The sequence below is a fragment of the Pyxidicoccus sp. MSG2 genome (assembly GCF_026626705.1).
Classification (GTDB): Bacteria; Myxococcota; Myxococcia; order Myxococcales; family Myxococcaceae; genus Myxococcus.
In genome coordinates this window covers 2,903,680-2,930,052 of record NZ_JAPNKC010000001.1, presented here as the reverse complement: position 1 = coordinate 2,930,052, position 26,373 = coordinate 2,903,680, and the positions used below count along the sequence as shown (strand labels likewise).

General features: G+C 70.6%; 27 protein-coding genes. 14 read left to right on the top strand and 13 right to left on the bottom strand.

The window, feature by feature from the left end; all coding sequences use genetic code 11:
- The first annotated feature begins 17 nt into the window (after positions 1-17).
- From OV427_RS10780 to OV427_RS10760, 5 genes are all read left to right on the top strand, one after another.
- Positions 18-1,439, top strand: a complete 1,422-nt coding sequence (locus OV427_RS10780; protein ID WP_267856008.1) for a TIGR01777 family oxidoreductase — start codon at positions 18-20, stop codon at positions 1,437-1,439.
- 73 nt (positions 1,440-1,512) lie between these two features.
- Positions 1,513-2,442: an ABC transporter ATP-binding protein gene (locus OV427_RS10775; RefSeq protein WP_267856007.1), complete on the top strand. Its 930-nt coding sequence runs from the start codon at positions 1,513-1,515 to the stop codon at positions 2,440-2,442.
- Entirely contained in the window at positions 2,439-3,161 is a 723-nt protein-coding gene (locus OV427_RS10770) for an ABC transporter permease (RefSeq protein WP_267856006.1), read from the top strand. The genes OV427_RS10775 and OV427_RS10770 overlap by 4 nt, the downstream gene beginning before the upstream one ends.
- A complete protein-coding gene (locus tag OV427_RS10765) occupies positions 3,158-5,029 on the top strand; it encodes a Gldg family protein (protein WP_267856005.1) in 1,872 nt (623 codons plus the stop codon). Before OV427_RS10770 ends, OV427_RS10765 begins: the two co-directional genes overlap by 4 nt.
- A complete protein-coding gene (locus tag OV427_RS10760) occupies positions 5,026-6,153 on the top strand; it encodes a hypothetical protein (protein ID WP_267856004.1) in 1,128 nt (375 codons plus the stop codon). Before OV427_RS10765 ends, OV427_RS10760 begins: the two co-directional genes overlap by 4 nt.
- A 21-nt stretch (positions 6,154-6,174) precedes the next feature.
- On the opposite strand, the gene OV427_RS10755 is transcribed toward OV427_RS10760, so the two are convergent.
- The 4 genes from OV427_RS10755 to OV427_RS10740 all read right to left on the bottom strand — a co-directional run bounded on the left by OV427_RS10755 (position 6,175) and on the right by OV427_RS10740 (position 9,941).
- The gene (locus tag OV427_RS10755) at positions 6,175-7,080 is read right to left on the bottom strand and encodes a GvpL/GvpF family gas vesicle protein (protein WP_267856003.1); all 906 of its coding nucleotides are present in this window, start codon (positions 7,078-7,080) and stop codon (positions 6,175-6,177) included.
- A 125-nt stretch (positions 7,081-7,205) separates the two neighbouring features.
- Positions 7,206-7,616: a response regulator gene (locus OV427_RS10750; protein WP_267856002.1), complete on the bottom strand. Its 411-nt coding sequence runs from the start codon at positions 7,614-7,616 to the stop codon at positions 7,206-7,208.
- Positions 7,613-9,718 carry a PAS domain-containing sensor histidine kinase gene (locus OV427_RS10745; protein WP_267856001.1) on the bottom strand — a complete coding sequence of 702 codons (2,106 nt, stop codon included), beginning with the start codon at positions 9,716-9,718 and terminating at the stop codon, positions 7,613-7,615. The genes OV427_RS10750 and OV427_RS10745 overlap by 4 nt, the downstream gene beginning before the upstream one ends.
- A gap of 4 nt (positions 9,719-9,722) precedes the next feature.
- Positions 9,723-9,941: a hypothetical protein gene (locus tag OV427_RS10740; protein WP_267856000.1), complete on the bottom strand. Its 219-nt coding sequence runs from the start codon at positions 9,939-9,941 to the stop codon at positions 9,723-9,725.
- Between the two features lie 316 nt (positions 9,942-10,257).
- On the opposite strand from OV427_RS10740, the gene OV427_RS10735 reads away from it, so the two are divergent.
- A complete protein-coding gene (locus tag OV427_RS10735) occupies positions 10,258-10,746 on the top strand; it encodes a hemerythrin domain-containing protein (protein WP_267855999.1) in 489 nt (162 codons plus the stop codon).
- A 61-nt stretch (positions 10,747-10,807) separates the two neighbouring features.
- Entirely contained in the window at positions 10,808-11,479 is a 672-nt protein-coding gene (locus tag OV427_RS10730) for a DNA-3-methyladenine glycosylase family protein (RefSeq protein ID WP_267855998.1), read from the top strand.
- A 145-nt stretch (positions 11,480-11,624) separates the two neighbouring features.
- On the opposite strand, the gene OV427_RS10725 is transcribed toward OV427_RS10730, so the two are convergent.
- The 4 genes from OV427_RS10725 to OV427_RS10710 all read right to left on the bottom strand — a co-directional run bounded on the left by OV427_RS10725 (position 11,625) and on the right by OV427_RS10710 (position 15,456).
- A complete protein-coding gene (locus OV427_RS10725; RefSeq protein WP_267855997.1) occupies positions 11,625-12,389 on the bottom strand; it encodes a hypothetical protein in 765 nt (254 codons plus the stop codon).
- Positions 12,390-12,394: 5 nt separating this feature from the next.
- Complete coding sequence (locus OV427_RS10720) at positions 12,395-13,174, bottom strand: hypothetical protein (protein WP_267855996.1); 780 nt, start codon at positions 13,172-13,174, stop codon at positions 12,395-12,397.
- A 94-nt stretch (positions 13,175-13,268) separates the two neighbouring features.
- A complete protein-coding gene (locus tag OV427_RS10715; RefSeq protein ID WP_267855995.1) occupies positions 13,269-14,054 on the bottom strand; it encodes a hypothetical protein in 786 nt (261 codons plus the stop codon).
- 151 nt (positions 14,055-14,205) lie between these two features.
- Entirely contained in the window at positions 14,206-15,456 is a 1,251-nt protein-coding gene (locus OV427_RS10710) for an MFS transporter (RefSeq protein WP_267855994.1), read from the bottom strand.
- 202 nt (positions 15,457-15,658) lie between these two features.
- On the opposite strand from OV427_RS10710, the gene OV427_RS10705 reads away from it, so the two are divergent.
- The 3 genes from OV427_RS10705 to OV427_RS10695 all read left to right on the top strand — a co-directional run bounded on the left by OV427_RS10705 (position 15,659) and on the right by OV427_RS10695 (position 19,015).
- Positions 15,659-17,101 carry an APC family permease gene (locus OV427_RS10705; RefSeq protein WP_267855993.1) on the top strand — a complete coding sequence of 481 codons (1,443 nt, stop codon included), beginning with the start codon at positions 15,659-15,661 and terminating at the stop codon, positions 17,099-17,101.
- Positions 17,098-17,697, top strand: coding sequence for an SAM-dependent methyltransferase (locus OV427_RS10700; protein WP_267855992.1), 600 nt, complete (start codon positions 17,098-17,100; stop codon positions 17,695-17,697). The genes OV427_RS10705 and OV427_RS10700 overlap by 4 nt, the downstream gene beginning before the upstream one ends.
- Positions 17,698-17,851: 154 nt before the next feature.
- Positions 17,852-19,015 (top strand): TIGR03118 family protein, encoded by a 1,164-nt coding sequence (locus tag OV427_RS10695; protein ID WP_267855991.1) that lies wholly within the window; start codon positions 17,852-17,854, stop codon positions 19,013-19,015.
- Positions 19,016-19,071: 56 nt separating this feature from the next.
- Here OV427_RS10695 and OV427_RS10690 read toward each other — a convergent pair whose 3' ends face one another.
- A complete protein-coding gene (locus tag OV427_RS10690; protein WP_267855990.1) occupies positions 19,072-20,364 on the bottom strand; it encodes a pyridoxal phosphate-dependent aminotransferase in 1,293 nt (430 codons plus the stop codon).
- A 149-nt stretch (positions 20,365-20,513) separates the two neighbouring features.
- Between OV427_RS10690 and OV427_RS10685 the strand changes: the two genes are divergently transcribed.
- From OV427_RS10685 to OV427_RS10675, 3 genes are read left to right on the top strand one after another with little or no spacing between them, the layout of a single operon-like run.
- Positions 20,514-20,945 carry a VOC family protein gene (locus OV427_RS10685; RefSeq protein ID WP_267855989.1) on the top strand — a complete coding sequence of 144 codons (432 nt, stop codon included), beginning with the start codon at positions 20,514-20,516 and terminating at the stop codon, positions 20,943-20,945.
- A gap of 13 nt (positions 20,946-20,958) precedes the next feature.
- On the top strand, positions 20,959-21,312 hold the full coding sequence (locus tag OV427_RS10680; protein ID WP_267855988.1) for an ArsR/SmtB family transcription factor: 354 nt from the start codon (positions 20,959-20,961) through the stop codon (positions 21,310-21,312).
- Positions 21,309-21,806 (top strand): SRPBCC domain-containing protein, encoded by a 498-nt coding sequence (locus OV427_RS10675; protein ID WP_267855987.1) that lies wholly within the window; start codon positions 21,309-21,311, stop codon positions 21,804-21,806. Before OV427_RS10680 ends, OV427_RS10675 begins: the two co-directional genes overlap by 4 nt.
- 8 nt (positions 21,807-21,814) lie before the next feature.
- On the opposite strand, the gene OV427_RS10670 is transcribed toward OV427_RS10675, so the two are convergent.
- From OV427_RS10670 to OV427_RS10655, 4 genes are all read right to left on the bottom strand, one after another.
- The gene (locus tag OV427_RS10670; protein WP_267855986.1) at positions 21,815-22,621 is read right to left on the bottom strand and encodes a hypothetical protein; all 807 of its coding nucleotides are present in this window, start codon (positions 22,619-22,621) and stop codon (positions 21,815-21,817) included.
- Positions 22,622-22,781: 160 nt separating this feature from the next.
- Positions 22,782-23,258, bottom strand: a complete 477-nt coding sequence (dps, locus tag OV427_RS10665; RefSeq protein ID WP_420718261.1) for a DNA starvation/stationary phase protection protein Dps — start codon at positions 23,256-23,258, stop codon at positions 22,782-22,784.
- Between the two features lie 128 nt (positions 23,259-23,386).
- Positions 23,387-23,911 carry a carboxymuconolactone decarboxylase family protein gene (locus OV427_RS10660; protein ID WP_267855985.1) on the bottom strand — a complete coding sequence of 175 codons (525 nt, stop codon included), beginning with the start codon at positions 23,909-23,911 and terminating at the stop codon, positions 23,387-23,389.
- A gap of 6 nt (positions 23,912-23,917) precedes the next feature.
- A complete protein-coding gene (locus tag OV427_RS10655; RefSeq protein WP_267855984.1) occupies positions 23,918-24,472 on the bottom strand; it encodes a peroxiredoxin in 555 nt (184 codons plus the stop codon).
- 217 nt (positions 24,473-24,689) lie between these two features.
- On the opposite strand from OV427_RS10655, the gene OV427_RS10650 reads away from it, so the two are divergent.
- Entirely contained in the window at positions 24,690-26,300 is a 1,611-nt protein-coding gene (locus OV427_RS10650) for a sigma 54-interacting transcriptional regulator (protein WP_267855983.1), read from the top strand.
- The last annotated feature ends 73 nt before the right edge of the window (positions 26,301-26,373 follow it).

The following is a 26,373-nucleotide window of genomic DNA, read 5'->3' as shown; positions in this document are numbered from 1 at the left end:
TCGCCCCGGGAGGGAACATGGGCAAGTCGCACGTCTTCGATGCGCGCAGCCAGATGCCAGTCTCCGCCTCCGAGCTGTTCACCTGGCATACCCGCGAGGGGGCATTCGAGCGCCTGTCGCCCCCCTGGGAGCGGGTGGAGGTGGTGGAGCGCACCGGCGACGGCATCCGCCAGGGCTCCCGCGCCGTCGTCCGCATGAAGCTGGGCCCCATCTCCCAGCGCTGGGTGGCCGAGCACACCGTCTACGAGGAGGGCTCCCTCTTCCAGGACCAGCAACTGTCGGGCCCCTTCTCGAAGTGGGTCCACACCCATCGCATGCTGCCCGACCCGGCGTCTCCCAGCACCTCCACCCTGCAGGACGCCATCGAGTACGTCCTCCCCGTGGGCCCGCTCGGCAGCGCCTTCGGCAATGGCTTCACCCGCAACAAGCTGGCGCGCATGTTCGCGTACCGGCACCGGGTGACACGCGAGGACCTGCGCCGGCATGCGGCCTTCGCCGGGCAGGGGCCGCTCACGGTGGCCATCACCGGCGCGTCGGGCCTGCTGGGCTCGTCGCTGACGCCCTTCCTCACCACGGGCGGCCACCGGGTGAAGCGCCTGGTGCGCGGGAAGGCGGACGCCGCGAAGGGCGAGGTGGCATGGTCGCCCGACAAGGGGCAGGTCGACACGGAGTCCCTGGAGGGTGTGGACGCGGTGGTGCACCTGGCTGGCGCCAACGTGGCGGGCCAGCGCTGGTCCCCCGAGTACAAGGACGTCATCCTCAAGAGCCGCACCGAGGGCACGCGCACGCTGTGCGAGGCCCTGGCGCGGATGAAGCGCAAGCCGAGGGTGCTGGTGTGTGCCGTCGGCACCGGCATCTACGGCGACCGCGGGGACGAGCCCCTCACCGAGGAGAGCGCCCCCGGCACCGGCTTCCTCGCCGACGTGTGCCGGGCCTGGGAGGCGTCCACCGCGCCGGCCGAGGCCGCTGGCATCCGCGTGGTGCACCTGCGCATCGGCCCCGTGCTGGACGCGCGCGAGGGCGCCCTGGCGAAGATGGTGCCCGCCTTCAACGCGGGCGGCGGAGGCCCCGTGGGCTCCGGGCGCCAGTGGTTCAGCTGGGTGTCGTTGGAGGACGTGCTCGGCCTCATCCACTTCTCCCTCTTCACGGAAGCCGCGCGCGGCCCCATCAACGCGGTGGCGCCCGGCGCGGTGCGGCAGGTGGACTTCGCCCGGACGCTCGGCCGGGTGCTGCGCCGGCCGGCCTTCTTCCCGGTGCCCGCCCCCCTCATCCGCACCCTCTTCGGGGAGATGGGGCAGGAGACGGTGCTGAGCGGGGCCCACGTGCTGCCCTCGGCCGCCGAGCGGCTCGGCTTCTCCTTCCTCCTGCCCGACCTGGAGGGCGCCCTGCGCTTCACCCTGGGTCGGACGACGGAGGGGCCGGAATACCGCTTGTCCTAGCGCGTTGGTCGCTTGACATTCCCCACGGCTGCGCCAGAAAAACCGCCGCTTCCGAAGGGGAGAGGACACCCTGATGATTCAGGTCGAAGGGCTGACCAAGTACTACGGTGAGCACGCGGCCATCCGCGAGCTGGCCTTCACCATTGGCCAGGGCGAGGTCATCGGCTTCCTGGGCCTCAATGGCGCGGGCAAGTCGACCACGCTGAAGATTCTCGGCTGCGTGCTGCTACCCACCGCCGGGCGCGTCGTCATCGACGGCCACGACGTGGTGAACGAACCGCACGAGGTGCGCCAGCGCATCGGCTACCTCCCGGACGTGCCGCCGCTCTACGAGGAGATGACGGTGGGCGAGTACCTGGCCTACGTCGCGCAACTGCGCGGCGTGACGGCCCGGGACACCGCCTCCCGCGTGGGCGAGGCCGAGGAGAAGACGGGGCTGCGCGAGGTGGACGGCGAGCTCATCTCCACGCTCAGCCATGGCTTCCGACAGCGCGTGGGCGTGGCGCAGGCGCTGGTGCACAAGCCGGCGCTGCTCATCCTCGACGAGCCCACCAGTGGCCTGGACCCGCGGCAGATTGTCGAGATGCGCGACGTCATCCGCGGCCTCAAGGGCACGCACACGGTGCTCGTCTCCAGCCACATCCTCCCGGAGATTTCGCAGACGTGCGACCGGCTCCTCATCATCCACAAGGGGACGCTGGTGGCGCAGGGGACGGAGGAGGAGCTGGGGACGAAGATGGGCGGCGGGGGCTCCATCGAGGTGGAGGTGCGCGGTGACAGGGCGCGCGCGGTGGAGGTGCTGAAGGCGTTCGGCGAGGTGGACGTGGGCCGTGTGGCGGACGGTGTGGTGGCGCTGACGGTGCGCACCTCGCCGGACCAGCGGCCCCGGGTGGCGCAGGCGGTGGTGGGCGCGGGCCTGGAGCTCTTGCGGCTGGACCAGGGCGCGGGCCAGTTGGAGTCCATCTTCCTGCGGCTGACGCACGGCCAGGAGGTGCGGTCGTGAAGGCGCTCCTGATTGCCCGCCGCGAGCTCGCCGGCTACCTGCGCACGCTCAGCGGCTACGTCGTCATCGCGGTCATCCTCGCGTTGAACGGCCTGTTCTTCAACGCGTACGCCCTGGGCGGCGCCAGCAAGCGCTCCGCCGAGGTGCTGTCGCAGTTCTTCTATTACTCGAGCGGCTTCACCATCGTCGCCTCGGTGTTCATCTCCATGCGCCTGCTCGCGGAGGAGCGGCAGACGGGCACGCTGCCCCTGCTGTACTCGTCGCCGCTGCGGGACAGGGACATCGTGCTGGGCAAGTTCCTCGCGGGGCTGACGTTCCTGGGGCTGTACGTGCTGTGCACGCTGTACATGCCGCTGCTGGTCATGGTGCACGGCAAGGTGTCCTTCGGGCACGTGGCGGCCGGCTACCTGGGGCTGCTCCTGCTGGGCAGCGCTTCGCTGGCGGTGGGGACGTTCGGCTCGGCGCTGGCGCGCAACCAGTTGCTCGCGGCGATTACGTCCGCGGTGCTGCTGGTGGCCCTCATCCTTTGCTGGTTGCTGGCGCGAATCACCGAGCAGCCGCTGTCGGACGTCTTCAGTGCGATGTCGCTGTGGAACCAGCACTTCCCGCCGTTCCAGTCGGGGCTCGTCCACGTGCGCGACGTCGTCTACTACCTCGTGGTCACCTATGTGGCGCTGTTCGCGGCCACACGGGTGCTCGAGGCCCGGAGGTGGCGATGAGCACGCGTCCTGTCGGCAGCGGGCTGCCCATGACGCTGGTGTACGTCGTGGGGTTGCTCGCCATCTTCATCGGCGAGCGGATTTTCGGCGCGGGCACGGGCCGCACCGTCCTCACCGGGCTCGGCGTGGCGCTGGCGGTGGGGGCGGCGGTGTGGCGCTTCACCCGCCTGCGCTCGGCCGCGGCGGACCGGCGCGTGGTGGAGCGCCAGGTGCTGGGGCTGTACGGGTTGGGCCTGGTGGCGCTGCTGCTCTACTTCCTCCAGTCGGACGTGGGGACGGCCCTCTTCGGCGGGCCGCTGTCGCAGAAGGCCCCGAAGCTGGCGGTGGTGCTGGCGGCGCTCTTCCCGGCGCTGCTCTTGTGCACGCTGCTGCCGCTGGCGCTGGTGGAGGTGGCTTCCTCGGCCATGGCCCGCGCGCCGGTGATGGAGACGGGCCGCGCCCGCAGTGCGCTCTACTCCGGGCTGGGGCTGGCCTTCGTCGTCGTCTTCTCCTTCGCCACCATGTACGTCGCCACGCAGGCGGACGTGACGTGGGACCTGTCGTACTTCCGCACCGCGAAGCCCGGCGACTCCACGCGCAAGGTGATTCGCGGCCTCAACGAGCCCCTCCAGGTCACACTCTTCTTCCCGCCCGCGAACGAGGTGGGTGAGGCGGTGGGGCAGTACTTCCGAGACCTCGCGGTGGAGAGCCCCCAGTTGCTCAACGTGGAGCGGCTGGACCAGGCGGTGGACCCGGCCCGCGCGCGTGCGCTGGGCGTCTTCAACAACGGCACCATCGTCGTCGCGCGGGGCGACAGGAAGGAGCCTCTCACGGTCGGGCTCGAAATCGACCGGGCGCGTGGGCAGCTCCAGCGGCTGGACCAGGAGGTGCAGCGCCGGCTGCTGGCGGTGGCGCGGCCTCGTCGCGTCGTCTACTTCACGGCGGGCCATGGCGAGCGCGCCGAGTCGCGGCCTGTGCCGGGCGAGACGCCCCGTCCCTCCGTGTCACAGCTCAAGGAGCTGCTGCGCGCGCAGAACGTGGACGTGCGTTCTCTGGGCATGGCGGAGGGGTTGGGCGCCGAAATCCCGAAGGATGCCGCCGCCGTCGTCGTCGTGGGCCCCACGCGCGAGTTCCTCCCCGAGGAGCTGGCGGCCCTGAACGAGTACGCGAATCGCGGCGGCCGGCTGTGGCTGGCGCTGGAGCCTGACGGGCCGGACTTCCATGAGGTGCTGGCGCCGCTGGGGCTCAAGTACATGAAGACGCCGCTGGCCAATGACCAGGTGTACTTCCGCACCACGCGACAGCAGAGCGACCGGGGCAACCTGGGCACTGCGAGCTTCTCCTCGCACCCGTCCGTCACCTCGCTGTCGGCGCTGGCGGGACAGGCGCCAGTGGCCTTCCCCGGCGCGGGCGCCATGGAGCAGCTCCAGCCGCTGCCCAACAGCGTCATGCACGACATCTCCGTGCGCGCGCACAGTGCGACGTTCGCGGATGCCAACGGCAACTTCACCCAGGACGCGGGGGAGACGCGGCGCGCGTGGCCGCTGGTGGTGGCGGTGGAGAAGCCCTCGCCGGCCGGCAAGGTGCCGACGCGCGCCGTCGTCATGGCGGACGCGGATGCGCTGGGCGACGGCGTGCTGACCAACCTGGGCAACGCGTACCTCGCGGTGGACACGCTGAAGTGGCTCACTGGCGAAGAGGCCCTCGCCGGCACGGTGTCCACCGAGGAGGACGTGCCCATCCAACACACGCGCGAGCAGGACGTGGCCTGGTTCTACGCCACCGTCTTCCTGGGGCCCGCCCTGGTGCTGGTGGTGGGCTTCGTGAAGACGCGGCGGCGGGGCCGGCGCGCTCCACGGGCCGCGGTGGCGGCGGGAGGTGAGCGATGAAGGTTCGGGACCTGGCTCTGCAAGGGTGCCTCGCGGCCGTGGCGCTCGTGGCCGCCTTCTTCGTCTGGCAGCGCGAGCCCTCGGGCACACCGGGCGAGGTGACGGTGGTGGACGCCCCGGCACGCGCGCTGGACGCCGTGCGCTATGAGGACGACGCGCGCTTCGTGGAGCTGTTCCGCGACGAGAAGGACCGCGACAGGCTGTGGATTCGCCTGGGCTTCAAGCCGCCGAAGCTGTCGGTGCCAGGCGCGACGGATGGCGGCACGGCGGTGGCCGGTACGGGCGCGGATGGCGGCACCGCGGTGGCCGCGTCCGGCACGGGCGATGCGGGCACTGCGGTGGCTCTGGGCGCGGACGCGGGCATGCCGCCCGTGGTGGCCGTGACGGAGCCTCCACCGCCCCCGCGTGAGCTGCGCGCCAACGAGACGGCGGAGAAGCTGTTCGCCCGCTTCGCGCCGCTGCGGGCCCTGCGCGCGCTGGGCGAGATGGACGGGAAGAAGCTGGATGAGGTGGGGCTGGCCAGTACCGCGCGCAAGCTGACGGTGACGGTGGGCGGCAAGCCGCAGGCCTTCTCCCTGGCCTCACCGCCGGGAGGCTGGGGCACGCCGTACCTGCGCCGTGAGGAGGACGGCCGCGTATTCCTCCTCGGTCCGGCGCTGCTGCCAGATTTGGAGAACGCCTCCAGCCGGCTCGTGGACCGGCGGCTGCACACCTTCGACGTGGGCGACTTCGACGCGGTGGTCATCACCGCCGGTGGCACGTCGCGCACCTTCACCGCGAACGGCAAGACGCCCGGCGCGGTGGCCCTGGCGCCGGAGGAGTCGCCGGACCGGCCGGACGAGTTCGCGCGCAACTGGCATGACCGGGTGTGGCGGCTGATGCCGCTCGACTTCCTCGGCCGGGGCGAGCTGCCGCCGGGCGGCGAGCCGGAGGTGGCCTTCCGCGTGGAGTACCGCAAGGGTGGCAAGCCCGTGGGCGAGCTGACGGTGGCGAAGGGGCAGGGCGGCTTCTTCGCCCGCACCGAGCACACCACCGGCTGGACGCGCCTGCACGCGGGCGTGGACGCGCTGGCCGCCGAGGCGGCGAAGGTGTCCGCGCCGGTGTCGTCGGCTTCGGGGAAGTGAGCGTCCCGAGCGGCGGCCGTCTCAGGCCGCCGCGTCGGGCTCCGGCTCCAGCCCCAGGCACAGGTCCACGAAGCTGTAGGGCGCCCAGGGGCCGGTGAAGCGGAAGGCGTAGGTGTCCCAGCGGGCCGCCAGGGACTTCAACTGCGCCTCGAAGGACTCCACCCAGTCGCGGCCCACGAGGAAGGCGGCGTTGAGGAGCATCCGGTCTCCCACCGGGGCCGAGTTGCGGGACGCGAAGGACAGCGGCCGCAGGCCCTCCAGCAGCGCGGCCATGTCGCGCTCCACCCGGTCCGTGATGGCGGCGCTGATGCGGTGCTCGTGCTCGGCCTCGGGCTCGTCCTCGCGGCGGCCCAGCGTGGCGTCTCCCAGCTCCAACCGCCGGGCCAGGTGCTCTCGGTGGTAGAGGACCTTCAGGCCCAGCTCGACCTTGTCCTCCAGCGCGATGAGCGTGTCGGACAGCGCGCCGTGCGCGGTGCGCAGCAACTCCCGCACCTGCGCCTCCGAGCGCAGCACGGTGCCGAAGGCCACCGGCAGCAGCGTGTGCTCACGCAGCACGGCCTCGGTGACGCGCTGGTGCACGAGCAGGTGCGCCCGCGTCGGGTCCACCACCAGCGCCGGTGCGATGGACACCAGCGCCGCCAGGTCCCCCTCGCGCACCGCGTGCACGTCGGCCGGCGGCACGCCCAGGCCGATGGGCCCGAAGTCCAGGTCGCCCACCGCGCGCACCACGCCGTAGAGGTAGCGCGGGCCGTCCTCCAGCTCCATCCCGGGCATGTGGCTCGGGGCCACTTCCCTGGGGGGCTGCGCCTCGGGACGCGCGGCCACGCGCTCCGGTGCGCCACCCTCCGCCCATGCTTCCGGAGGAAGCGGCGCGCCCTCCGAGGAGGTCGTCACGATGACCGTCGCGGCCTCGACCGGGGTCTTCACTTTCGCGGGACGCTTCGCCCGGGCCTTCTTTGGCGCTGGCGCGGGGGTCTTCGCCCCACCCGAGGCACCGGGTGCCTTGGGGGTGGAGCCTTTTCGCGTCCGTGACGTCCGGGGCATCGCGCGTCTCACCCTGGCCGGGCGGCTCCACGCGTGGCGAGCACGCGGCGGACCTCGTCCACCAGCGCGTCCGGCAGGCACGGCTTGGTGACGAAGGAGTCGCAGCCCGCGCCCTTCGCCTCGTCCGACTGGCCCGTCATCGCATGGCCGGTGAGGGCCACCACGGGGATGGTGCGCGTGCGGTCATCGTTCTTCAGCCGCCGCGTCGCCTCCCACCCGTCGATGATGGGCAGCGACAGGTCCATCAGGATGATGTCCGGCCGCAGCTCGAAGGCCTTGTCCAACGCCTCCTGACCGTTCTTCGCCTCGGCCACACGAAAGCCCGAGAACTCCAGGTACTCGGCGTACATCTCCCTCGCATCCTGGTAGTCGTCGACGACCAGCACGAGCGGCTTCGTTGTCGGAGAGGGATTGGTCATGCGCGCCTCGCGCGTCGTGGAAAGTGCAGGGTGAACGTCGAGCCCTGGCCCGGAGCGCTCTGGAGGGTGACGCGCCCTCCGAGCATGGTGGCCAGTCGACGGCAGATAGACAGCCCCAGGCCCGTTCCTCCATAGGCCCGCGTCGGAGAACTGTCTACCTGCTGGAAGTCCTCGAAGATTTTTTCCTGGTACGCCGTGTCGATGCCAATCCCCGTGTCCTGCACGGAGATGGCGAGCGTGGACGTCGCCGTGACGTACTCGGCCAGCACCGTCACCGAGCCCTCGTGGGTGAACTTCAGCGCGTTGGACAGGAGGTTGAGGACAATCTGCTTCACCTTCTGCCTGTCACTGTGGACCGGAGGCAGGCGCGCGCCCAGCTCCGTGCTCACCGCCAGCTTGCTGCGGGCGATGATGGGGTCCAGCTCCGCGATGACCTCCTGAAGGAGCTCCGGAATCCCGAAGTCCGACAGGTGCAGCGGCATGCGCCCCGCTTCGATGCGGGTGATGTCGAGAATCTCGTTGATGACCTCCAGCAGGTGGCGCCCGTTCGAGTCGATGCGCGTGAGGTTGCGCTTCTGCGCCGGTGACAGCTCTCCCGACACGCCCTGCAACAGCATGTTGGTGTAGCCGAGGATGGCGTTGAGCGGCGTGCGGAACTCGTGCGACATGTTGGCCAGGAACTGCGACTTGGCCGCGCTCGCCTGCTCCAGCTGAATCGCCTGCCGGCGCAGCTTCTCGTTCTGCTCGGCCAGCTCCGCGGTGGCCACCTGCACCCGCGCCTCCAACTGGCTGGAGACCTCCTTCACCCGCTCCAGCAGGCGCGCCTTCTCCAGCGCCTCGGTGCGGTCATGGAACAGCGTGACGATGCCCGTCAGCTCGCCGTTGTCCCCGAGCACCTTGCTCGCCACCGCCTCCACGGGAATGGTGGCGCCGGTGGCCGGGTCCTCCAGGCTGAGCTGGCCGCGCCAGCGCAGGGCCGCGCCGCCATCCACCAGGTTGGCGAGGAACGAGGAGAACGTCGCGACGTTGGAGCGCACGCGGCGCTGCGCGGCCTTGCCCCCGTCCAGCGGCAGGGCGAAGAGCTTCTCCGCCGGGCCGTTCAGCATCACCGTGCCGCCGGACGGGTCCGACAGGATGATGGGGTCCGCCACCGAGTCCAGCACCCGGTCCAGCCGGTGGCGCTCGCTGCGCGCCTCGCGCTCGGTGGCCCGCAGGCGGCGGTAGCTCTCGCCCAGCGCCTGTGTGGCGCGGCCCAGGTCGGTCACGTTGCGCAGCACGCTCACCACGGCCTCGTGGCCGTCGGGCGCGTGCACGGGCGTGCTGATGAGCTCGAAGAGCAGGTCCATGCCCTCCGCCGGGTCCACCAGGGGCACCTCGCGCCGGCGCGTGCCGACGGCCCCACCCCTGGCGCCGCTGGCCAGCGCGCTGGAGAACACCCGCCGGTTGATCTCCACCGCGCGGCGGCGTCCCTCGCTCGCGTCGGGGCCGGCCACCAGCAGCGCCTCCGCGCGCGCGTTGGCGATGCGCGGCTGCCCGTCCAAATCTGTCAGCAGCACCGGGTCCGCCACCGCGTCGATGATGCGGCGGAGCAGCCCGGTGCCGGCCTCCAGGCGCCCTTCCGAGGGCACCAGCCGCGCCAGTGTGGTCCCCACGTGTGCGGCCACCCAGGCCACCTCGGGTGGCAGCGCATTCCCGCTCGCCGGAATCAGCAGCAGCCCCACCGCGGCGACTCCCGGGCGGCCGAGCGGCACCGCGAAGCAATTGCCCAGCGCCGGCAGGGGGGCGCGCGCGGCCGGGAAGTAGCGCGGCGCCGCGTGGGCGAGCACCTCCGCCAGCGGGTGGCCGCCCCCGTCGTGCTCCCACTCCAGCGCGTCGCACTGCGCCTCGGAGAGTCCCCGTGCCGCGAGGCACGTCAGCCGGTCCCCTGTCTCCTCGCGCACCAGGCATGCAGCCACGCCTGCCTGGGTGTGGCGCACGAGCCACTCCACCACGGCCTCCGCGCAGGGCCGGGCCGCGTCGCAGGCGAGCAGCGACTCCGCCAGGGCGAGGCGGGCCTCGGCGTCGGGCACGTGGGAGGAGGGGCGCGGAACGGGAGAGGCCAACGCGTCAGGCTCCAGGGGAAGGGGCCCGGGGAGCCACTCCCCGGGCGGGGACGTCGTCGATGCGGACATCCATGAATGTCACCACGATGCGCATGGTGCTCCAGGCCGCGGTGGCCCGGCCCGACGCCGCGCGGGCGTTCGAATCCCAGCGCAGACCCCGGTCCAGCATCCGGTCCAGGACGTCGACGAGGCTGGTGCTTCCGGCCGTTCTTTCCACGGGCATCCGTGTGACTCCTGGGCTCGCGGCGCGAGGTGGGCTCTGGCCCATGTCCCTCTTGTAGCGCGGGGGGCGCGGGTCACCCCACAAACGCTTCCCCGCCGACGTGACTTGCCAACATCCGAAGGTAGCCACTGTCCCTTTGTGCACATCTCAAAGGCCCTGAAGCTGGGCAGGCAGGCAGGCGCACGGTGCCTCCGCGCCGGTTATCGCACCCGCGGCTCATTCCTACCTTGGGCCGAGGAAACGAACGGCGAGGAGCGCTCCCCACCTCGGAGCCGACACGGGCCCCCATGCAACCTTCAACCTGGAGCTGGAGACCATGAACGCACTCGACCTTCTGAAGCAGCAGCACGACGAGGTGAAGAAGCTCTTCAAGAAGTACGAGAAGCTCGCGGACCACGCCGACGAGAAGCGGCAGGAATTGTTCGAGGCCATCGCCGACCGCCTCGGCGCGCACGCCTCCATCGAGGAGCAGTACTTCTATCCGGCGGCCAAGGCCGAGGACACCGAGGACCTGCTGCGCGAGGCCGTCGAGGAGCACCTCTCCGTCAAGCGCATCATCGCGGACCTGCTGGAGATGGAGTCCTCCGACGAGGAGTTCGACGCGAAGATGCAGGTGCTCCAGGAGCAGATTGAACACCACGTGGAAGAAGAGGAGACCGACCTCTTCAAGAAGGTCCGCAGGCTCCTCTCCAAGGAGCAACTCGAGGACCTGGGTGTCCAGATGCAACAGGAGTTCGAGGAGTTGATGGAGGGCGAGCCCCGTGAGCAGGTGTCCGCCGAGACGGACCGGGCCGCGCCGATTTAGTCCGCCCGCGAGCAGGAAACGGGTTGCGCGGGCCGGCGGGCGCGGCAGCATGCGGCTCGCCATGCCGCGTCCCGCTCCCACCGCCCCGCGCCTTCCTGATGACTACACGCCCGCGGTCCGCCGCGCCCTGGTGCGGGCGGACCCGGTGCTGGGCTCGCTGATGAAGCGGGTGGGTCCCTTCTGCATGGAGCTCAGCCCGCTGCACAGTCCCTTCGCCGCGCTGGCGCGCTCCATCGTCTACCAGCAGCTCCACGGCCGCGCGGCCGCCTCCATCTTCGCGCGGGTGAGCGAGCGCGTGGGCCAGGGACGGCGCTTCACGCCCCAGGCCCTGATGGACGTGCCGGACCAGGCCCTGCGCGAGGCGGGGTTGTCCGCCAACAAGCTCGCCGCCATGCGCGACCTGGCCCGCAAGTCGCTGGACGGCACGGTGCCGCCGCTGGCGCGTGTGAAGCGCATGGACGACGCGACGCTCATCGAGCACTTCACCCAGGTGCGCGGCATCGGCCAGTGGACGGTGGAGATGCTGCTCATCTTCCGGCTCGGCCGGCCGGACGTACTGCCCGTGGACGACTACGGCGTGCGCAAGGGCTTCATGCTCGCCTACGGCCTTCCCGAGATGCCCCGCCCGAAGGAGTTGCTGGCGTACGGTGAGCGCTGGCGCCCGTGGCGTACGGTGGCGAGCTGGTACCTGTGGCGCGCCACGGAGCTGCCGCCGGAGTCCTTCAAGGGCTGACCCATGGGGGCTTTCCGCTGTTGCGACGCTCCTCGTCACCGGCGTGACGTGGCGCCGAGTGTCGCGGGCGTGAGGCCCTGAACAACGCTCCGGCAGGAGGGCGCCGTGTATGCGCCGTCCGGCCGGAGTTGTCACCTGCCCGCGGCTACTCGCCGTAGGTGATCACTTCCACGAACCGGACGAAGCGCCGGTCGCTGCTCACCGCCGCCACGACGAAGCCCTGCATGTATCCGCTGTGGTAGCTGCCGGACCAACCCGCGACGTACAGCCGGCTGCTGTTCCGGTAGATCTGGTAGATGTACGCCAGCGCGCCCTCGACCTCATCCACGGTGGCATGGGTGGCGTAGTAGTTGGCGCTGAGCGTCGCGATGAGCTCCTGCGTGGTGATGGGCGTGAAGTAGCTCGCCGCCTTGTAGCCGCCGGCGTTGGCGTTGAAGGTCTCCACCAGAGTCACCTGGTTGGCCACGCCCTGGCCGTTGGGGATGTAGCCCTCGCGGATGACGGACGCGAAGGCGAGGCTGCCGGTGGCGCCGTACAGCTCGGCGGGCGTCCCGGCCACGGGGTAGCTGCCCAGCGGCGCGGCGACGGTGGCGGTGTCGTTCAGCTCGTACGTGTCGCTGAGGTACTTCTTCGCCGAGCCGTTGACGCCGGTGAGGAAGGTGGTGCTGGCCAGCTTCGCGCCCATGTGCGCGCGCTCGGCGGCGTCGACCTGGTTGTCGTCATTGATGAGCAGGTCCACCGCGCCCTGCATCTCCACGCGGGTGACGGTGGTTCCGCCCGGGCTGGTGGCCGTGCGCGCGGTGGCAATCTTCGCGTCGAACGCGGGAATGGTGGTGGCGCTGCCGGCGAGGGCCGGGGACGAGGCCAGGAGGACGAGGCCGGAGAGGAGCGACTTGAGAGAGGTCTGCATGTGAATCACTCCGCCCACGAGGTGAGGTTGACCATCCGCACGAAACGACGGTCGCTGCTGACCGCCGCGACGATGCGGCCCGCCGACTCGCCGGGGCCTCCGCTGCTGCCCCAGCTGTGCCAGTAGGCGATGTAGAGGCGGCTGCTGTTGCGGGAGATGTCGGTGATGAAGGCCAGCGCGCCGTCCACCTCGTCGGACGTCGGCGTGCCGCCCTCGACGCCCTGCTTGAGCATGAGGGTCAGCTCGTTCAGGGAGATGGGCTCGAAGTAGACCGGGTCGTCATACCCGTCGTTGAAGTACGTGTCGTACGTCGCGGTGAGCGTCACCTGGTTGGCCACGCCCTGGCCGCTGGGGATGGCGCCCTCGCGGATGACGGAGGTGCTCGCCAGCGGGCCGCTCGCGCCGTACAGCTGCGCGGCGGGCGTCGTCACGGCGGTGGAGGCCAGCGGCGCGGCGCTCGTCGCGCCGTCCTCCAGCTCGTAGAAGTCCTGCAGGTACTTCTTCGCGGGGCCGGTGATGCCGGTGAGGAAGGTGCTGTTGGAGAGCTTCGTGCCCAGGTACTGGTGCTCGGCGGTGTCCACCGCCCAGTCGTCGGAGCGGAAGGCCTCGAGCGCGGAAATCATCTCCGCGCGCAGGACGCTGGTGCCGCCCGGGCTGGTGGACGCGCGAGCCGAGGTGATTCGCGCCTCGAAGAGGGGGACCGACGTGCTGGTGCCGGCCAGGGCCGCTGGACACACCAGCAGCGTGACGCCCGCGAGGAGCGCCTTGAGGGGGGTGTTGCGCATGGATGAGCCTGCCTTGGGTGAAGGCCCGCCCAGGGAAAGGCGGGCGGGCCTGGAAATGCCTTGGATTCTCGTAAAATGCGAGCGGAGGTTGCGCCTATTCGACCCAGGTGATGACCTTCACCACGCGTACGAATCGCCGGTCGGTGCTCACCGCGGCGATGACGTAACCGCCCACGTCGCCCTGGCAGCCGCGGAAGCAGGCCCAGCTGGCCTGGTAGAGGCGGTGGCTGTTGCTGGAAATCTGGTTGATGAAGGCCGCCGCGCCGTTCACCTCGTCCTGGGAGGGCGTCTCGTAGTCGAAGCCGGCCGTCCCCGAGAGCGTCGTGATGAGCTCGGACTCGGTGATGGGGTAGAAGCTGCTGTTGGGGGCGCCGTACCCGAACTCCTGGGTGGACTTGAGCGTCTCGAGCAGCGTGAGCTGGTTGGCCACGCCCTGGCCGTAGGGGATGAAGCCCTCCAGGATGTTGGAGGCGTCCGCCAGCGGGCCGCCCGCGCCGTACAGGTCCTCGGGTGAGTCCTGCAGCCAGTACAGGGACAGCGGCGCCGGGGTGGTGGCCGCGTCGTTCAGCTCGTAGAAGTCGGTGAGGAACTTCTTCGCCGTCTCCTCGACGCCGGTGAGGAAGGTGGCGTTGCCCACCTTCGTGCCCAGGTACGTGCGCTCGGCGGCGTCCACCACGCCGTCATCGAAGTCGATGAAGGTGTGGAGCGCGCCGGACATCTCGCCGCGGGTGACGGTGGTGCCGCCCGGGCTGGTGGCCGTGCGCGCGGTGGCAACCTTCGCGTCGAAGGCGGGGATGGTGGTGCTGCTGTTGGCGAGGGCCAGGGGCGCGGCCAGCAGGACGGCGCCGCTCAGGAGTGATTTCAGGGACGAGGAGGACATGCGGTGGGCCTCGCGTGGGCCGGGGGGCCCACGGGTTGGAGTGTGCAGCGCCCCCGCAGCTAACACGCACGCCTGACATGCCTCATGCGACATTCCTGCATCACGTATGTTTCAAGAGTTGCTGTAACCGTGAAGCTGCTGCCACCGTGGTTCAGGTGGGGGCGCTGGCCGGGAACCCCACGCGCCGCTGGCGTCGCATCGGCAGCAGCAGGGCGAGGAAGGCCACGGAGAGGACGATGCCGAGCATGAAGACGCGCGGATAGCCCAGGCCCAGGCCGAGCTTCGGGTCCGCGAGCCACGTCGCGAGCGGGCCGGCGGGAGCCTTGCCCCACACCTCCAGGCTCGCCAGCAGCGTGTAGTGCGTGGCGCCGATGCGGCGGTCCACGCGCGACATCATGAAGGCGAACATCACCGTGGTGAGGGCGCCGCCGAAGAACTCCTCCGCCAGGGTGACGCCGATGACGCTGGCATCGCTGACGCCGGCCGTCGCGAGCAGCCACCGGCCCACCAGCGGCCCCACGCGCAGCGTGGCGGTGAGGGCCACCGCGCCGAGCAGCGGCATGCGTGAGGCCAGAAGCCCTCCCGCCACGGAGCCGAGGATGGAGGCCACGGTGCCCCACGTGCTCACCCACAGGAGGATGCGCGAGGCGGGGATGCCGGCGTCCACGAGGAAGGGCTTGTAGAGCACGTCCGACATGCTCTCGCCCAGCTTGTACGTGCCGACGAAGAGCAGCAGCCAGCCGGTGCCGGGCAGCAGCAGCGCCTGCTTGAGCCGTCCGAAGACCTCGTCCCAGTTCACCCGCGTGGCGGCGGCGCCCTCGCGCGGCGCGGGCTCGCGCGCGAAGAGCATCACGACGAAGGCGGCCAGGCACAGCGCCGCCATGGCGAGCAGCAGGCCCGGCCAGCCGATGCGGTCGCCCGTCCAGGCGATGACGCCGCCCCCGGCGAACATCATCCCGAACTTGTAGCCCACCACCTGCGCGGTGTTGCCCAGCCCCAGCTCGTCCGGCCGCAGCGTGTCCACCGCGAAGCCGTCCACCGCGATGTCCTGCGTGGCGGCGAAGAGGTTCATCAGCAGGACGAGCCCGAACAGCAGCGGCATGGCCTCGCGCGAGGCGGCGAAGGCCGCCAGGGCACAGCTCGCCGCCAGCCCCAGCTGCATGGGGAGAATCCAGGAGCGGCGCCGCCCCAGGCGCGCCGAGCCATACCGGTCCACCAGGGGGGCCCACAGCGCCTTGAGTGCCCACGGCAGCGACAGCGCGCTGGCGAAGCCGATGGTCGTCAGCGCCACGCCCTGCGTGCGCAGGTACACGGGCAGCGCGGTCGACTGGAAGCCAAAGGGCATGCCCTGCACCAGGTAGAGCATGCTCAGCAGCATCAGCCGGGATGACGGAAGTCTCATGGCCGGCGCAGCATAGGGCTTCGCGCGGAGACGGGTGCAGGAGTCGGCGCCCGCCCGTCCGCCCGTGGTGCCCCCTCCACGAGGGCGCGGCGGAGCCCCACGGCGCATGGGCGCGGGCCAGGGGGCCGGAAGTCGCATGTCTCGCCGGGCCTGGACCCCGGGCGCAGCTTGTTGCGTGCGGCGGACGGTCCGGAGCGACTCCATGCGGGAGCAGCAGGCAGTGGCGAGCAGCCGGAGACCACCGGCGTCCGGGGAGGGCCCGGCGGCTCCCTCGCCCTCGCTGCGCATCGTCGACACGGTGGCGCTCACCGTCGGCATCGTCCTGGGGGCCGGCATCTTCAAGGCCCCGTCCCTGGTGGCGGCGCAGACGGGCAGTGGCGGGTCCATGCTGCTGGCGTGGCTGCTGGGTGGCGTCGCCTCGTTGGTGGGGGCGCTCTGCTACGCGGAGCTCGCCAGCACCTGGCCGCACGCGGGCGGGGAGTACCACTACCTCCACCGCGCGCTCGGGCGCGGGCCCGCCTTCCTCTTCGCGTGGGCGCGGCTGACGGTGATTCCCACCGGCTCCATCGCGCTGCTGGCCTTCGTCTTCGGGGACTACGCCTCGCAGCTCGTCCCGCTGGGGCCGTACTCGTCCGCCGTGTACGCGGCCGCGGTGGTGGTGGGGTTGACGGCGGTGAACGTCGCCGGGCTGCGGCAGGGCACGCGCACGCAGAACCTGCTCACCGGCCTGGAGGTGCTGGGCGTGGTGGCCCTCTGCATCGCGGGGCTGCTGCTCGCCCCGGCGGCCCCCGCGGCGGCGGTGCCCGTGACGGCCGCGACACCTCCGGCGACGTCGTGGGGTCTGGCCATGGTCTTCGTGCTGCTCACGTACGGCGGGTGGAACGAGGTGGCCTACCTGTCCGCGGAGGTGCGGGGCTCGCGGCGCAGCCTCGCCTGGGCGCTGCTGGCGAGCCTGGGCTTCGTGACGGCGCTCTACCTGCTGGTCAACGTGGCGTACCTGCGCGGCCTGGGGCACGCGGGGATGGAGGGCTCGGAGGCGGTGGCCGCGGACCTGATGGCGCGGGCGCTGGGCACCGGGGGCGTGCTCGCCATCAGCGTGCTCATCGCCATCTCCGTGCTCACGTCCGCCAATGCCACGGTGCTCACCGGCGCGCGCACCGACTACGCCTTCGGGCGCGACAGCGTGCTCTTCAACGGGTTGGGGAAGTGGCATGCGCGGGCCAACACGCCCACGCGCGCGCTGCTCGTGCAGGGGGCGATTACGCTGGCGCTGGTGGGGCTGGGCGCGGTGACGCGGCAGGGCTTCCAGACGATGGTGGAGTACACGGCGCCCGTCTTCTGGCTCTTCTTCCTGCTGACGGGCGTGTCACTGCTGGTGCTGCGCGTGCGCGAGCCGGACACCCCGCGCCCCTTCCGCGTGCCGCTGTACCCGCTCACGCCGCTCGTCTTCGTCGGCCTGTGTGCGTACGTCCTCTACTCGAGCATCGCGTACACCGGGCCCGGCGCGCTGGCGGGGCTGGCCGTGCTGGGCACCGGCGGCGTGCTGCTCGCCGTGGAGGTGGCGAGGACTCGCCGCACGCCGCGTGGCAGCCCGCGCCGCGTGCGGCACTACCCCAGGTTGCAGAGACCGAAGGAGGTCACATGAAGCGCTCCATCCTCATGCTGTCGTTCGTGGTGGGGGCCACGGCCTTCGCGCAGGACGTCGGCGTCCACCAGTCCGTCCAGGTGCCGGAGCCGTCAGAAACACCCATGCCGCGGGCCCCGGAGGTGCCCTTCGTTCCCACGCCGGAGACCGCGGTGGAGGGCATGCTGACGCTGGCGGGGGTGAAGGCGGGGGACGTCGTCTACGACCTGGGCAGCGGAGACGGGCGCATCGTCATCTCCGCGGTGAAGAACCACGGGGCGACGCGGGCGGTGGGCGTGGACATCAACCCCGAGCGCATCACCGAGGCGAACGAGAACGCGCGCCGCGCGGGCGTGGAAGACAAGGTGGAGTTCCGCCAGGGCGACTTGTTCGACGCGGACATCGGGGATGCCACCGTGGTGACGCTGTACCTGCTGCCCTCCGTCAACGAGCGCCTCAAGCCGAAGCTCCTGTCCGAGCTGAGGCCGGGGACGCGCATCGTGTCCCACGGCTTCGACATGGGGGACTGGAAGCCGGACAAGGAGGTGCAGGAGGGCGGCCGCACGCTGTACCTGTGGACCATCCCCGCGCGCGGAGGCTCGCGCTCCTCGCGCTGAACCTCCCCACGGGGCTGGGCCGTTGCCATTCACGGTGCTCTGGTGACGGCCCATCGCTTCCGACGGCTGCCCGGGCAGGTTGCCGCACCGGAGGTGTCCACCAAGGTTCCCGCTCCGAGAACGCGGCCTCCGCGTTCTCCTGGAGGGGGAAGACATGAGGACCGCATCACTTCATCCGCTGAGGGACGGTGTGCTCGCCCTTGCGGCCGCCGTGCTCACGATGCCCGCTGTCAGTGCTGCGGAGAGCTCCTGGCGCTGCCGTGACATGAATGCCTACCGGCAACGCAACCTCGTCTCGGACGAGGCGTTGCCTGGGGTGACCGTCGACCCGAACCTGGTCAATCCCTGGGGGATTGCCTTCAACCCGTTCGGCGCCGTGTGGATCTCCGACAACGCGACGGGCGTCTCGACGCTCTACGACGGGAACGGTGTCATCCAGCCGCTCGTCGTCAGCATCCCCTCGCCGCCGGGTGACACGGGGAATGGAAGTCCGACGGGCATCGTCTTCAACGGCTCGGACTTCTTCGTCGTCACGAGGGGCACCTCCTCCGGTCCCGCTCGCTTCATCTTCGCGACCGAGCAGGGGACCCTGGCGGCCTGGTCGCCCGCCGTCGACCCGACCCATGCGCTGCTCATACCGGGCACCGTCGGGTCCGGCGCCATCTACAAGGGCCTCGCCCTGGCGGGTACCGGCACGGGGCTCTTCCTGTATGCGACGGACTTCCACAACGGGAAGATCGACGTCTTCAACAGCAGCTTCGCGCGCGTGCGTCCCAGCGGCTCCTTCACGGACCCGTTCCTGCCGCGAGGCTTCGCCCCCTTCGGCATCCAGAACATCAACGGCAGCCTCTACGTGACGTTTGCGAAGCAGGATGCGGACCGGGAGGATGACGTCCAAGGGAGGGGACTGGGCTACGTCAGCGTCTTCGACGCCGATGGCCACTTTCTCCGGCGGCTCATCTCGAAGGGAAAGCTGAACGCGCCATGGGGCCTGGCGCTGGCGCCCGCCAGCTTCGGGAAGTTCAGCAACCACCTGCTGGTGGGCAACTTCGGCGATGGGCGCATCAACGCCTATGACCCTATCGACGGGGACTGGGAAGGTGCGCTGAGGCTGTCGAATGGGGACACCTTCGAGGTCGAAGGCCTGTGGGGGCTGAGCTTCGGCAACGGCCTGCGCGACCAGCCCACCGACACGCTGTTCTTCACGGCGGGCACGGATGACGAGGCGCACGGCCTGTACGGAAGGCTCGACACGAAGCCGGGCTGCGCGCCGGGGCTGGCCCCCGAAGGCGTCGCGCCGGCCCCCGAGTCGGAGTAGCCGGCGTGAGCGGGGACGCCCGGCTTCCTCTCTCGAGGGGCCGGGCTCCTCCCACCTCAGGGCTTCGGAGGCGCGGAGTGCGGGGCGTGGGTGTAGTGCAGCACCATGGCCTCCAGCCGCGTGAGCGCCTTGTCCAGCGTCTCCAGCGAGGGGCCGAAGGACAGGCGCACGTAGTTGCGGAAGCGCGAGGGCCGCCGCGCGCGGCGCTTGCCGGGGTTCACGTCGAAGAACTCGCCGGGCACGGTGATGATCTTCTGCTCCAGCGCCGCCCGGAAGAAGCCCATGCCGTCGTTGAGCGGCGGGGGCAGGCCGGACACGTTGCCCCAGACGTAGAACGTCCCGTCCGGCGCCCGGTCCGTGCGGATGCCCAGGCGCTCCAGTCGCGAGTGGAACATGTCGCGCTTCTCGCGGAACGTCTTGTGGATGGCCAGCGTCTCCGCCACCACCACGTCCTCCTGGAGCAGCGGAATGGCCGCGCGCTGCAGCGGTCGGCTGCCGCCGCCGTCGAGGAAGCTGCCCGCGCTGGACACCGCCTCGATGACCTGGCGCGGCCCCAGCGTCCACGTCATGCGCCAGCCCGGATAGCGCCAGTTCTTGGTGAAGCCGTCGAAGATGACGATGGGGTCCTTGTTCACGTCCTCGACGTAGCGCGCGGCGCTCTCCACCGGCAGGTGCCCGGGGCGGCCCGTCCAGATGTAGTGCGAGTAGAACTCGTCGATGAGCAGCGAGCACTCCTGCTCGCGTGCGACGCCCACCCAGCGCGCCAGCTCGTCACCCTGCACCAGCTTGCCGGTGGGGTTGCACGGGTTGGAGAAGAGCAGGGCGGACAGGCCGCGGCCCTGCACCTCGCGGCGCAGGTCCTCGGAGGTGAAGGCGTAGCCGCGGTCGCCCTCGAGGAGGATGGGGATGGCGGTGAACGCCTTGAAGACGTCCAGCAGCTCCTCGTAGGCGGTGTAGTCGGGCAGGAAGTGGCCCAGGTTGACCGAGCCCAGGCTCGCCGCCGCGCGGGTGAGGGCCGCGCGCCCGCCGCCGGACAGGCACACGTTCTCCGCGCTGTACTGACTGGGGAGGCCCTTGCGGTAGAGCTTGTTGTAGAGGCTCGCGATGACCTCGCGCACCTCCCACAGCCCCGCGACGGGCGCGTACTCCATGTCCGCCACGTCGATATTCACGGAGCTCAGCCGGGGCGGTGCGCCGGGCAATTCCCCCGTCTCCGGCTGCCCCTGGCCGAGGTTGCACCACTCGGGGTCGCTGGAACGGTAGCCGCGGCGGCTCGCCTCGGCGGTGACGTAGATGACGCCCGTGCGGGGCACGGAGCGGAAGGCTGGAATCGTGACGTCGTCGCTCACGGCGGCACACCCTAGCGGAAGTCGAGCGCCCGCGCGCTGCCCCTGGTGCCCGAGCGGCCGGGAGAACGTCGGGTTGACACTAGTTAACGTAGAAGTTAAATATTGCCTCGAAGGTTCATCAACGTGCTTTCCCGAACTGGAGTCGTGCCATGCGGAAGACCCCCGAAGGCTGGCCTCGCATCACGCCCGGCGTTTTCTACGCCGACGCTCACGCGGCCATCGACTGGCTGGGCCGTGCGTTCGGCTTCGAGACGCGCCTGAAGGTGGAGGGTGCTGCTGGAGAGGTCGTCCACTCGGAGCTGGTGTTCGGGGACGGGCTCATCACGGTGATTTCCGCCTGCAAGCCGTCACACAAGAGCCCGAGTGCGATGAGTGGGGCGAACACGCAGTACCTCATGGTCTACGTGGACGACGTGGACGCGCACTGCGCCCGGGCCCGCGCGGCCGGGGCCGTCATCTCCCAGGAGCCGGAGACGAAGAACTACGGCGACGACTGGGGCACGGACAGGGGCTACGGCGCCGAGGACCTGGAGGGGCACCACTGGTGGTTCACGCAGCGGCTCTCCAGCCCGGCGAAGTAGTCTCCGCGCTCCCATGGTGACTTCTCCTCCGACGAACGTGGACCGCACCCTGGCGGCGCTGGCGGACCCCACGCGCCGTGGCGTGGTGGACCTGCTCCGCAAGCAGCCGCACCGCGCGGGTGAGCTGGCCGCGGCCTTCGACATGAGCCCACCGGCGATGAGCCGGCACCTGCGCGTGCTGCGCAAGTCGGGCCTGGTGGAGGAGGACGGTCTCGAGGAGGACGCGCGCGTGCGCGTCTACCGCCTGCGCCCGGAGCCCTTCGCCGCGCTGCGCGAGTGGCTGGACGAGGTGGAGGCCTACTGGGAGGACCAGCTCGGTGCCTTCAAGGCGCACGCGGAGAAGACGCGGAAGGGGAAGCGCTCGTGAGCGCCGACCGGGCTCGCGTCACCACCTTCGTCGCCGTGTCGCCCCTCGACGCGTTCGAGGTCTTCACGCAGGAGACGGACCTCTGGTGGAAGAAGGGGCCCCGCTTCCGCTTCGGCGGGGCGCGCAACGGCGTGCTCCGCTTCGAGGGCCGCGCCGGTGGGCGCCTGTTCGAGTCGTTCGACGATGCTGACGAGCGTGCGTTCGAGGTGGGCCGCGTGCTCGTCTGGGAGCCGGGCGCGCGCCTCGTCTTCGAGTGGCGCGCCCGGGCCTTCGTGCCCGGCGAAATCACGGAGGTGGAGGTCCGCTTCGAGGAGGCCTCGGGCGGCACGCGCGTCACCCTGGAGCACCGGGGCTGGGACGCGCTGTCTCCCACGCATCCGGTGCGTCACGGGCAGGACGGGCCGACCTTCATCGCCAGCACGGGGCTCTGGTGGGGCGAGCTGGCCACGTCCTTCCGGCTGCACGCGACACGGACGCGCGCGCCCCGGGACTGAAGCGCCTTCTAGCGGACGATGGGCACCGTCACCGGCTCCTTGTCGTCGACGGTGACTTCCACCTTGCCCACGCGCCACAGCACCTCCTGGAAGTGGGCCTCCAGCCGGTGGCCGTCCGCCGTCTCCAGCACGGCGGTGCCTTCCTTCGGCAGGTACTGGCCCACGTCGTAGAGCAGCGAGGTGAGGGTGAGGCGGTCCGTGCCGTCCGGACCCGTCAGCGTGCCGGGCCCGGCCAGCACCATCTCCGAGCCGCCGATGACGGGCACGCCGCCGCGCAGGCCCACCCGGCCGTCGATGTGGAAGGTGTGGTCTTCACGCCCGGGCACGCCGCCCTCGACGTCCGCGAACAGGCGCGTCTCGTCGCCGCAGGTGCCGTAGCCGACCTCTGCCTGGAGGTTGTGCCCGTCCACCGACAGGCCGCGCAGGTCCGCGTGTACCTCCATCAAGTCCTCGCCGCCGCGGTAGAGGAAGGCCACCTGCCCGGTGAAGCGCAGGCCGTGGATGTCGCAGCCACCCTCGTCGAATCGCATGACCACGGCGTCCGTCACCGCGTCGTGGGCCTCCACCGTGGCGGTGGCGCACGCGTACCTCGCATGCACGCCTTCCGCCGCCTGGCTCACGAACGAGCGCCGGGGCTCGCCGCAGGTGTACACGGGCAGCACGCCCAGCACCTCCAGCGCGCCGCGCACGTGGTGGGCGGCGGCCACCGCGCGCTCCACCTTCACGCGCGCGGCCTCGACTTCCTCCTTCGTGGGGGCGTCGCTGCCACAGGCGGCGGCGAGGACGGCGAGGGACAGGCAGGCGATGTGTCGCATGGGGTGCTCCTGGGGTGGGGGACTCGCACCCCTCCAGAGCAACCCTCATGCCCCATGCAACCCCTTGAGAAGAGGAGGCATGGGCACCCCGGGTGCGTGAAGCACACTGCACACTCCGGGCGGGCCTGCCCCGGGTGCGCGGTGCCTCACGCGCGGTGTGTCAGCCTTCCAGCGACGCGCGCAGGAACCAGGCGTGCTTCTCGAACTCGGTGATGATGCCGGTGACGAGGTCCACCGAGTCCGTGTCCTGGTTCTCCTCGAACGTCTTGCGGCTCTGGCGCAGGCCGTCCAGGTAGATTTCGATGCGCTCGGCCAGGAGCTTCACGTGCTCCATGTCCCTGGAGGTCTCCTGCGGATACTCCGGCAGGCGGCTCGCCTTGCCCACGTGGCGGCTGGTGCCGTAGGCCTTCGCGCCCAGCGTCACCGCGCGCTCCGCGATGGAGTCGTTGTGGTTGGCCAGGCTCACCGCGAACGTCTCGAACAGCGGGTGCAGCGCGGCGAACTGCGGGCCCTTGATGTTCCAGTGGGCCACCTTGATTTGCGAGTGCAGGTCCAGGCCGTCGGCCAGGCGGGCGTTGAGCGACTCGGCGATGGCGGAGCGGGCCTTCTCGGGAAGGGGGCTGGGGCTTCGGTACATGGTGTCTTTCCTTTTCTGTCTCGTTCGGTTTGTCAGTTCAGATGCCCGGTGGCCGGAAAAGGAGCGCCCCCCGGTGTTTCCACCGGAGGGCGCCTTGAATCCGTTGCGATGTCTCGCGACAGGAGGGCTTACGACTCCAGGCCCACCGCCGCGGCGTGAATCACGGCCGCGACACGGACTGCGTCGTGCACCTGGTCCTCGGAGAGGCCGCCCTCGAGGACGACCTTCTCGTGGGACTGCATGCACATCTCGCAGCCGTTGATGGCGCTGACCGCGAGGCAGACCAGCTCGAAGTCCACCTTGTTGGTCAGCACCTGCGCGAGCCGGTTCATCCGCAGCCCGGCGCGCTTGGTCGAGTAGGACTCCTTCCCGATCATGTGCCGGAAGCGGTAGTAGACGTTGTTCATCGCCATCAGGGACGCCGCGGCACGCGCGTCCTCGATGACCGGGTCCGGGTTCGTCAGGGCCTTCTTCGCCTCGTTGAGCATCGCCTCCTTCAGCCGCTCGTTACGGACGGCGAAGGCGGAAGCGACGGCCACACCCCAGCGCTGCTCCGGGGTGAGGCTCCCTCCCTCCAGGACGGCCTGGAGGTTGAGGCGGGTGTCCTTGTGGGCGTCCGCCAGCTCAGAGCGGACGACTTCGAGCGAGGGCATGGTGCCTTACCCCGCCTTCGCCAGCTTCTGGGTGAGGGTCTCCTCGCCCTTGGTCCAGTTGCAGGGGCACAGCTCGTCCGTCTGGAGCGCGTCCAGCGTGCGCACCGTCTCGGAGACGTTGCGGCCCACGGACAGGTCGTTCACCGTCACGTGGCGGATGATGCCCTCGGGGTCCGCGATGAACGTCGCGCGCAGCGCCACGCCCTCCTCCTTGTGGAGGATGCCCAGCGCGTTGCACAGCTCGTGCTTCAGGTCCGCCAGCATCGGGAAGGGCAGGCCCTTGAGGTCCGGGTGGTGCGTGCGCCACGCGTGGTGCACGAACTCGCTGTCGGTGCTCAGGCCCAGCACCTGCGCGTCGCGGTCAGCGAAGTCCTTGTTCTTCTTGCCGAACTCCGCGATCTCCGTGGGGCAGATGAAGGTGAAGTCCTTCGGCCAGGCAAACAGCACCAGCCACTTGCCCTTGTAGGTCTCGTTCGTGATCTCCTGGAACTCCTTGCCCTTCTCCAGGGACACGGTGGCCTTCACCTTGAAGCTCGGGATCTTGTCGCCAACGGTCAGCATTACGACTCCTTGGGGGTTGGGGGGCGCCCTCATGGACGTCCCGGGAACGTGGTTCGTGGCAACTTCCTAAAGCAGGCCCCGTGCCAGTCTTCGCCTTCAGTGATTCCAGGGGGTTGAGTGCTCCCCCCGACGGGTCGGTGCCAGCGGGCCGGTGAATAACGAAATCTCGGTGGGTTTCGCCACTGCAATTTCGGTGGACCGCTATTATTCGTGCAGCATGTCGGACGAAATGTCAGGCCGAATCGAAGGCGCGCAGGATGCTCGGGACCTGGTCGAGCTGGCAACCACGGAAGACTCGGTGGGGGACCTGCTCCGTCGGGGACTGGACTGGCTGACGCGGGTGGTGCGCTTCGACCTGGCGACGGTGTTCCTCTTGAAGGAGGGGCGCCTCGTCTCGGTGGCCGCGCGCGGTCCACTCGCCAACGCGAAGGTGCGGCAGCACACGCTGAACCTGGCGGAGTTCCCATCGCTGCGTCACGCGCTGGAGACGCGGCGCGCGCGCGCCTTCACGGAGGAGGACCACTCGCACGGGGACGGAGACCCGTTCGACGGCGTGCTGGATTTGCCGCCGGGGCACTCGTGCATGGTGGTGCCGCTGTGCGCGGGTGAGCGCTGCTACGGCGTGCTGTCCCTGGACAGGGCCGAGTGCGAGACGTACCCGCAGCCGGTGGTGGACCTGGTGGAGGTGTACGGGCAGATGCTGGCCACGGCGATTCAGGCCGCGGAGCAGCGGGCCGCCTTCGAGCAGATGCACCGGCAGGACCACGAGCACGCGAAGCTGCTGGAGGCGCAGCTCGGCGGTGAGTCGGAGGGCATCCTCGAGACGTCGCTGAGCCCCATCATGCGGGACTTGTCGCGGCGGGCGCGGCAGGTGGCGGAGACGGACACGCCGGTGCTGATTACCGGCGAGACGGGTACGGGGAAGGAGCGGCTGGCGCGGGCCATCCACCGGTGGAGCGCGCGGGCGGACGAGCCCTTCGTCACCCTCAACTGCGCGGCGATTCCGGCGGGGCTTCTGGAGAGTGAGCTGTTCGGCCACGTGAAGGGTGCCTTCACCGGGGCCACGCGGGACAGGGCGGGCCGCTTCCAGATGGCGCACGGGGGCACGCTGCTGCTGGATGAGATTGGCGAGCTGCCGGTGGAGCTGCAGGCGAAGCTCCTGCGCGCGTTGCAGGAGAAGACCTTCGAGCCGGTGGGCGGCGACAGGACGGTGCGCGCGGACGTGCGCATCCTCGCCGCGACGCACGTGGACCTGCAGCAGGCCATTGCCCAGAAGCGCTTTCGCGAGGACCTCTACTACCGGCTGAGCGTCTTCCCGCTGCGGCTGCCGCCCCTGCGCGAGCGGCGTGAGGATTTGCCTCAACTGTGCGCATTCCTCCTGGAGGAGCAGGCCCTGCGCACCGGGCGGCGGGGCATGCGGGTGACGCCGGCCGGGCTGGCTCGGCTGGAGGCCTATGACTGGCCGGGCAACCTGCGCGAGCTGGCCAACGCGCTGGAGCGCGCCACCATCCTCTCGCGGAGCACGGAGCTGGGGCCGGATGCGTTCGACCTCCCGGTGCGCGGCGGTGCCGGGGCCGAGGGCGGCGCTGCTGAGGCCTCCGTGGTGGAGGGCGCATCGGCGGAGGCGCCGCTGAAGCAGGGCGCGGTGCCCACGCTGGCGACGGTGCAGCGCGAGCACATCCTGCGGGTGCTGACGCTCACGCGCGGCCGCGTCTACGGGCCGGGTGGGGCGGCGGCGCTGCTGGGGCTCAAGCCGTCCACGCTTCAGAGCCGGATGAAGAAGCTGGGCATCGCCCGGCTGGACCAGTTCGTCGTGGACGAGGTGTGAGCGGTCTTCAACCCGCGCTCACGATTCTCGAACGAGATACGTCTTCGCCCTGCCCTGGGCCGAGGCGCCCGTG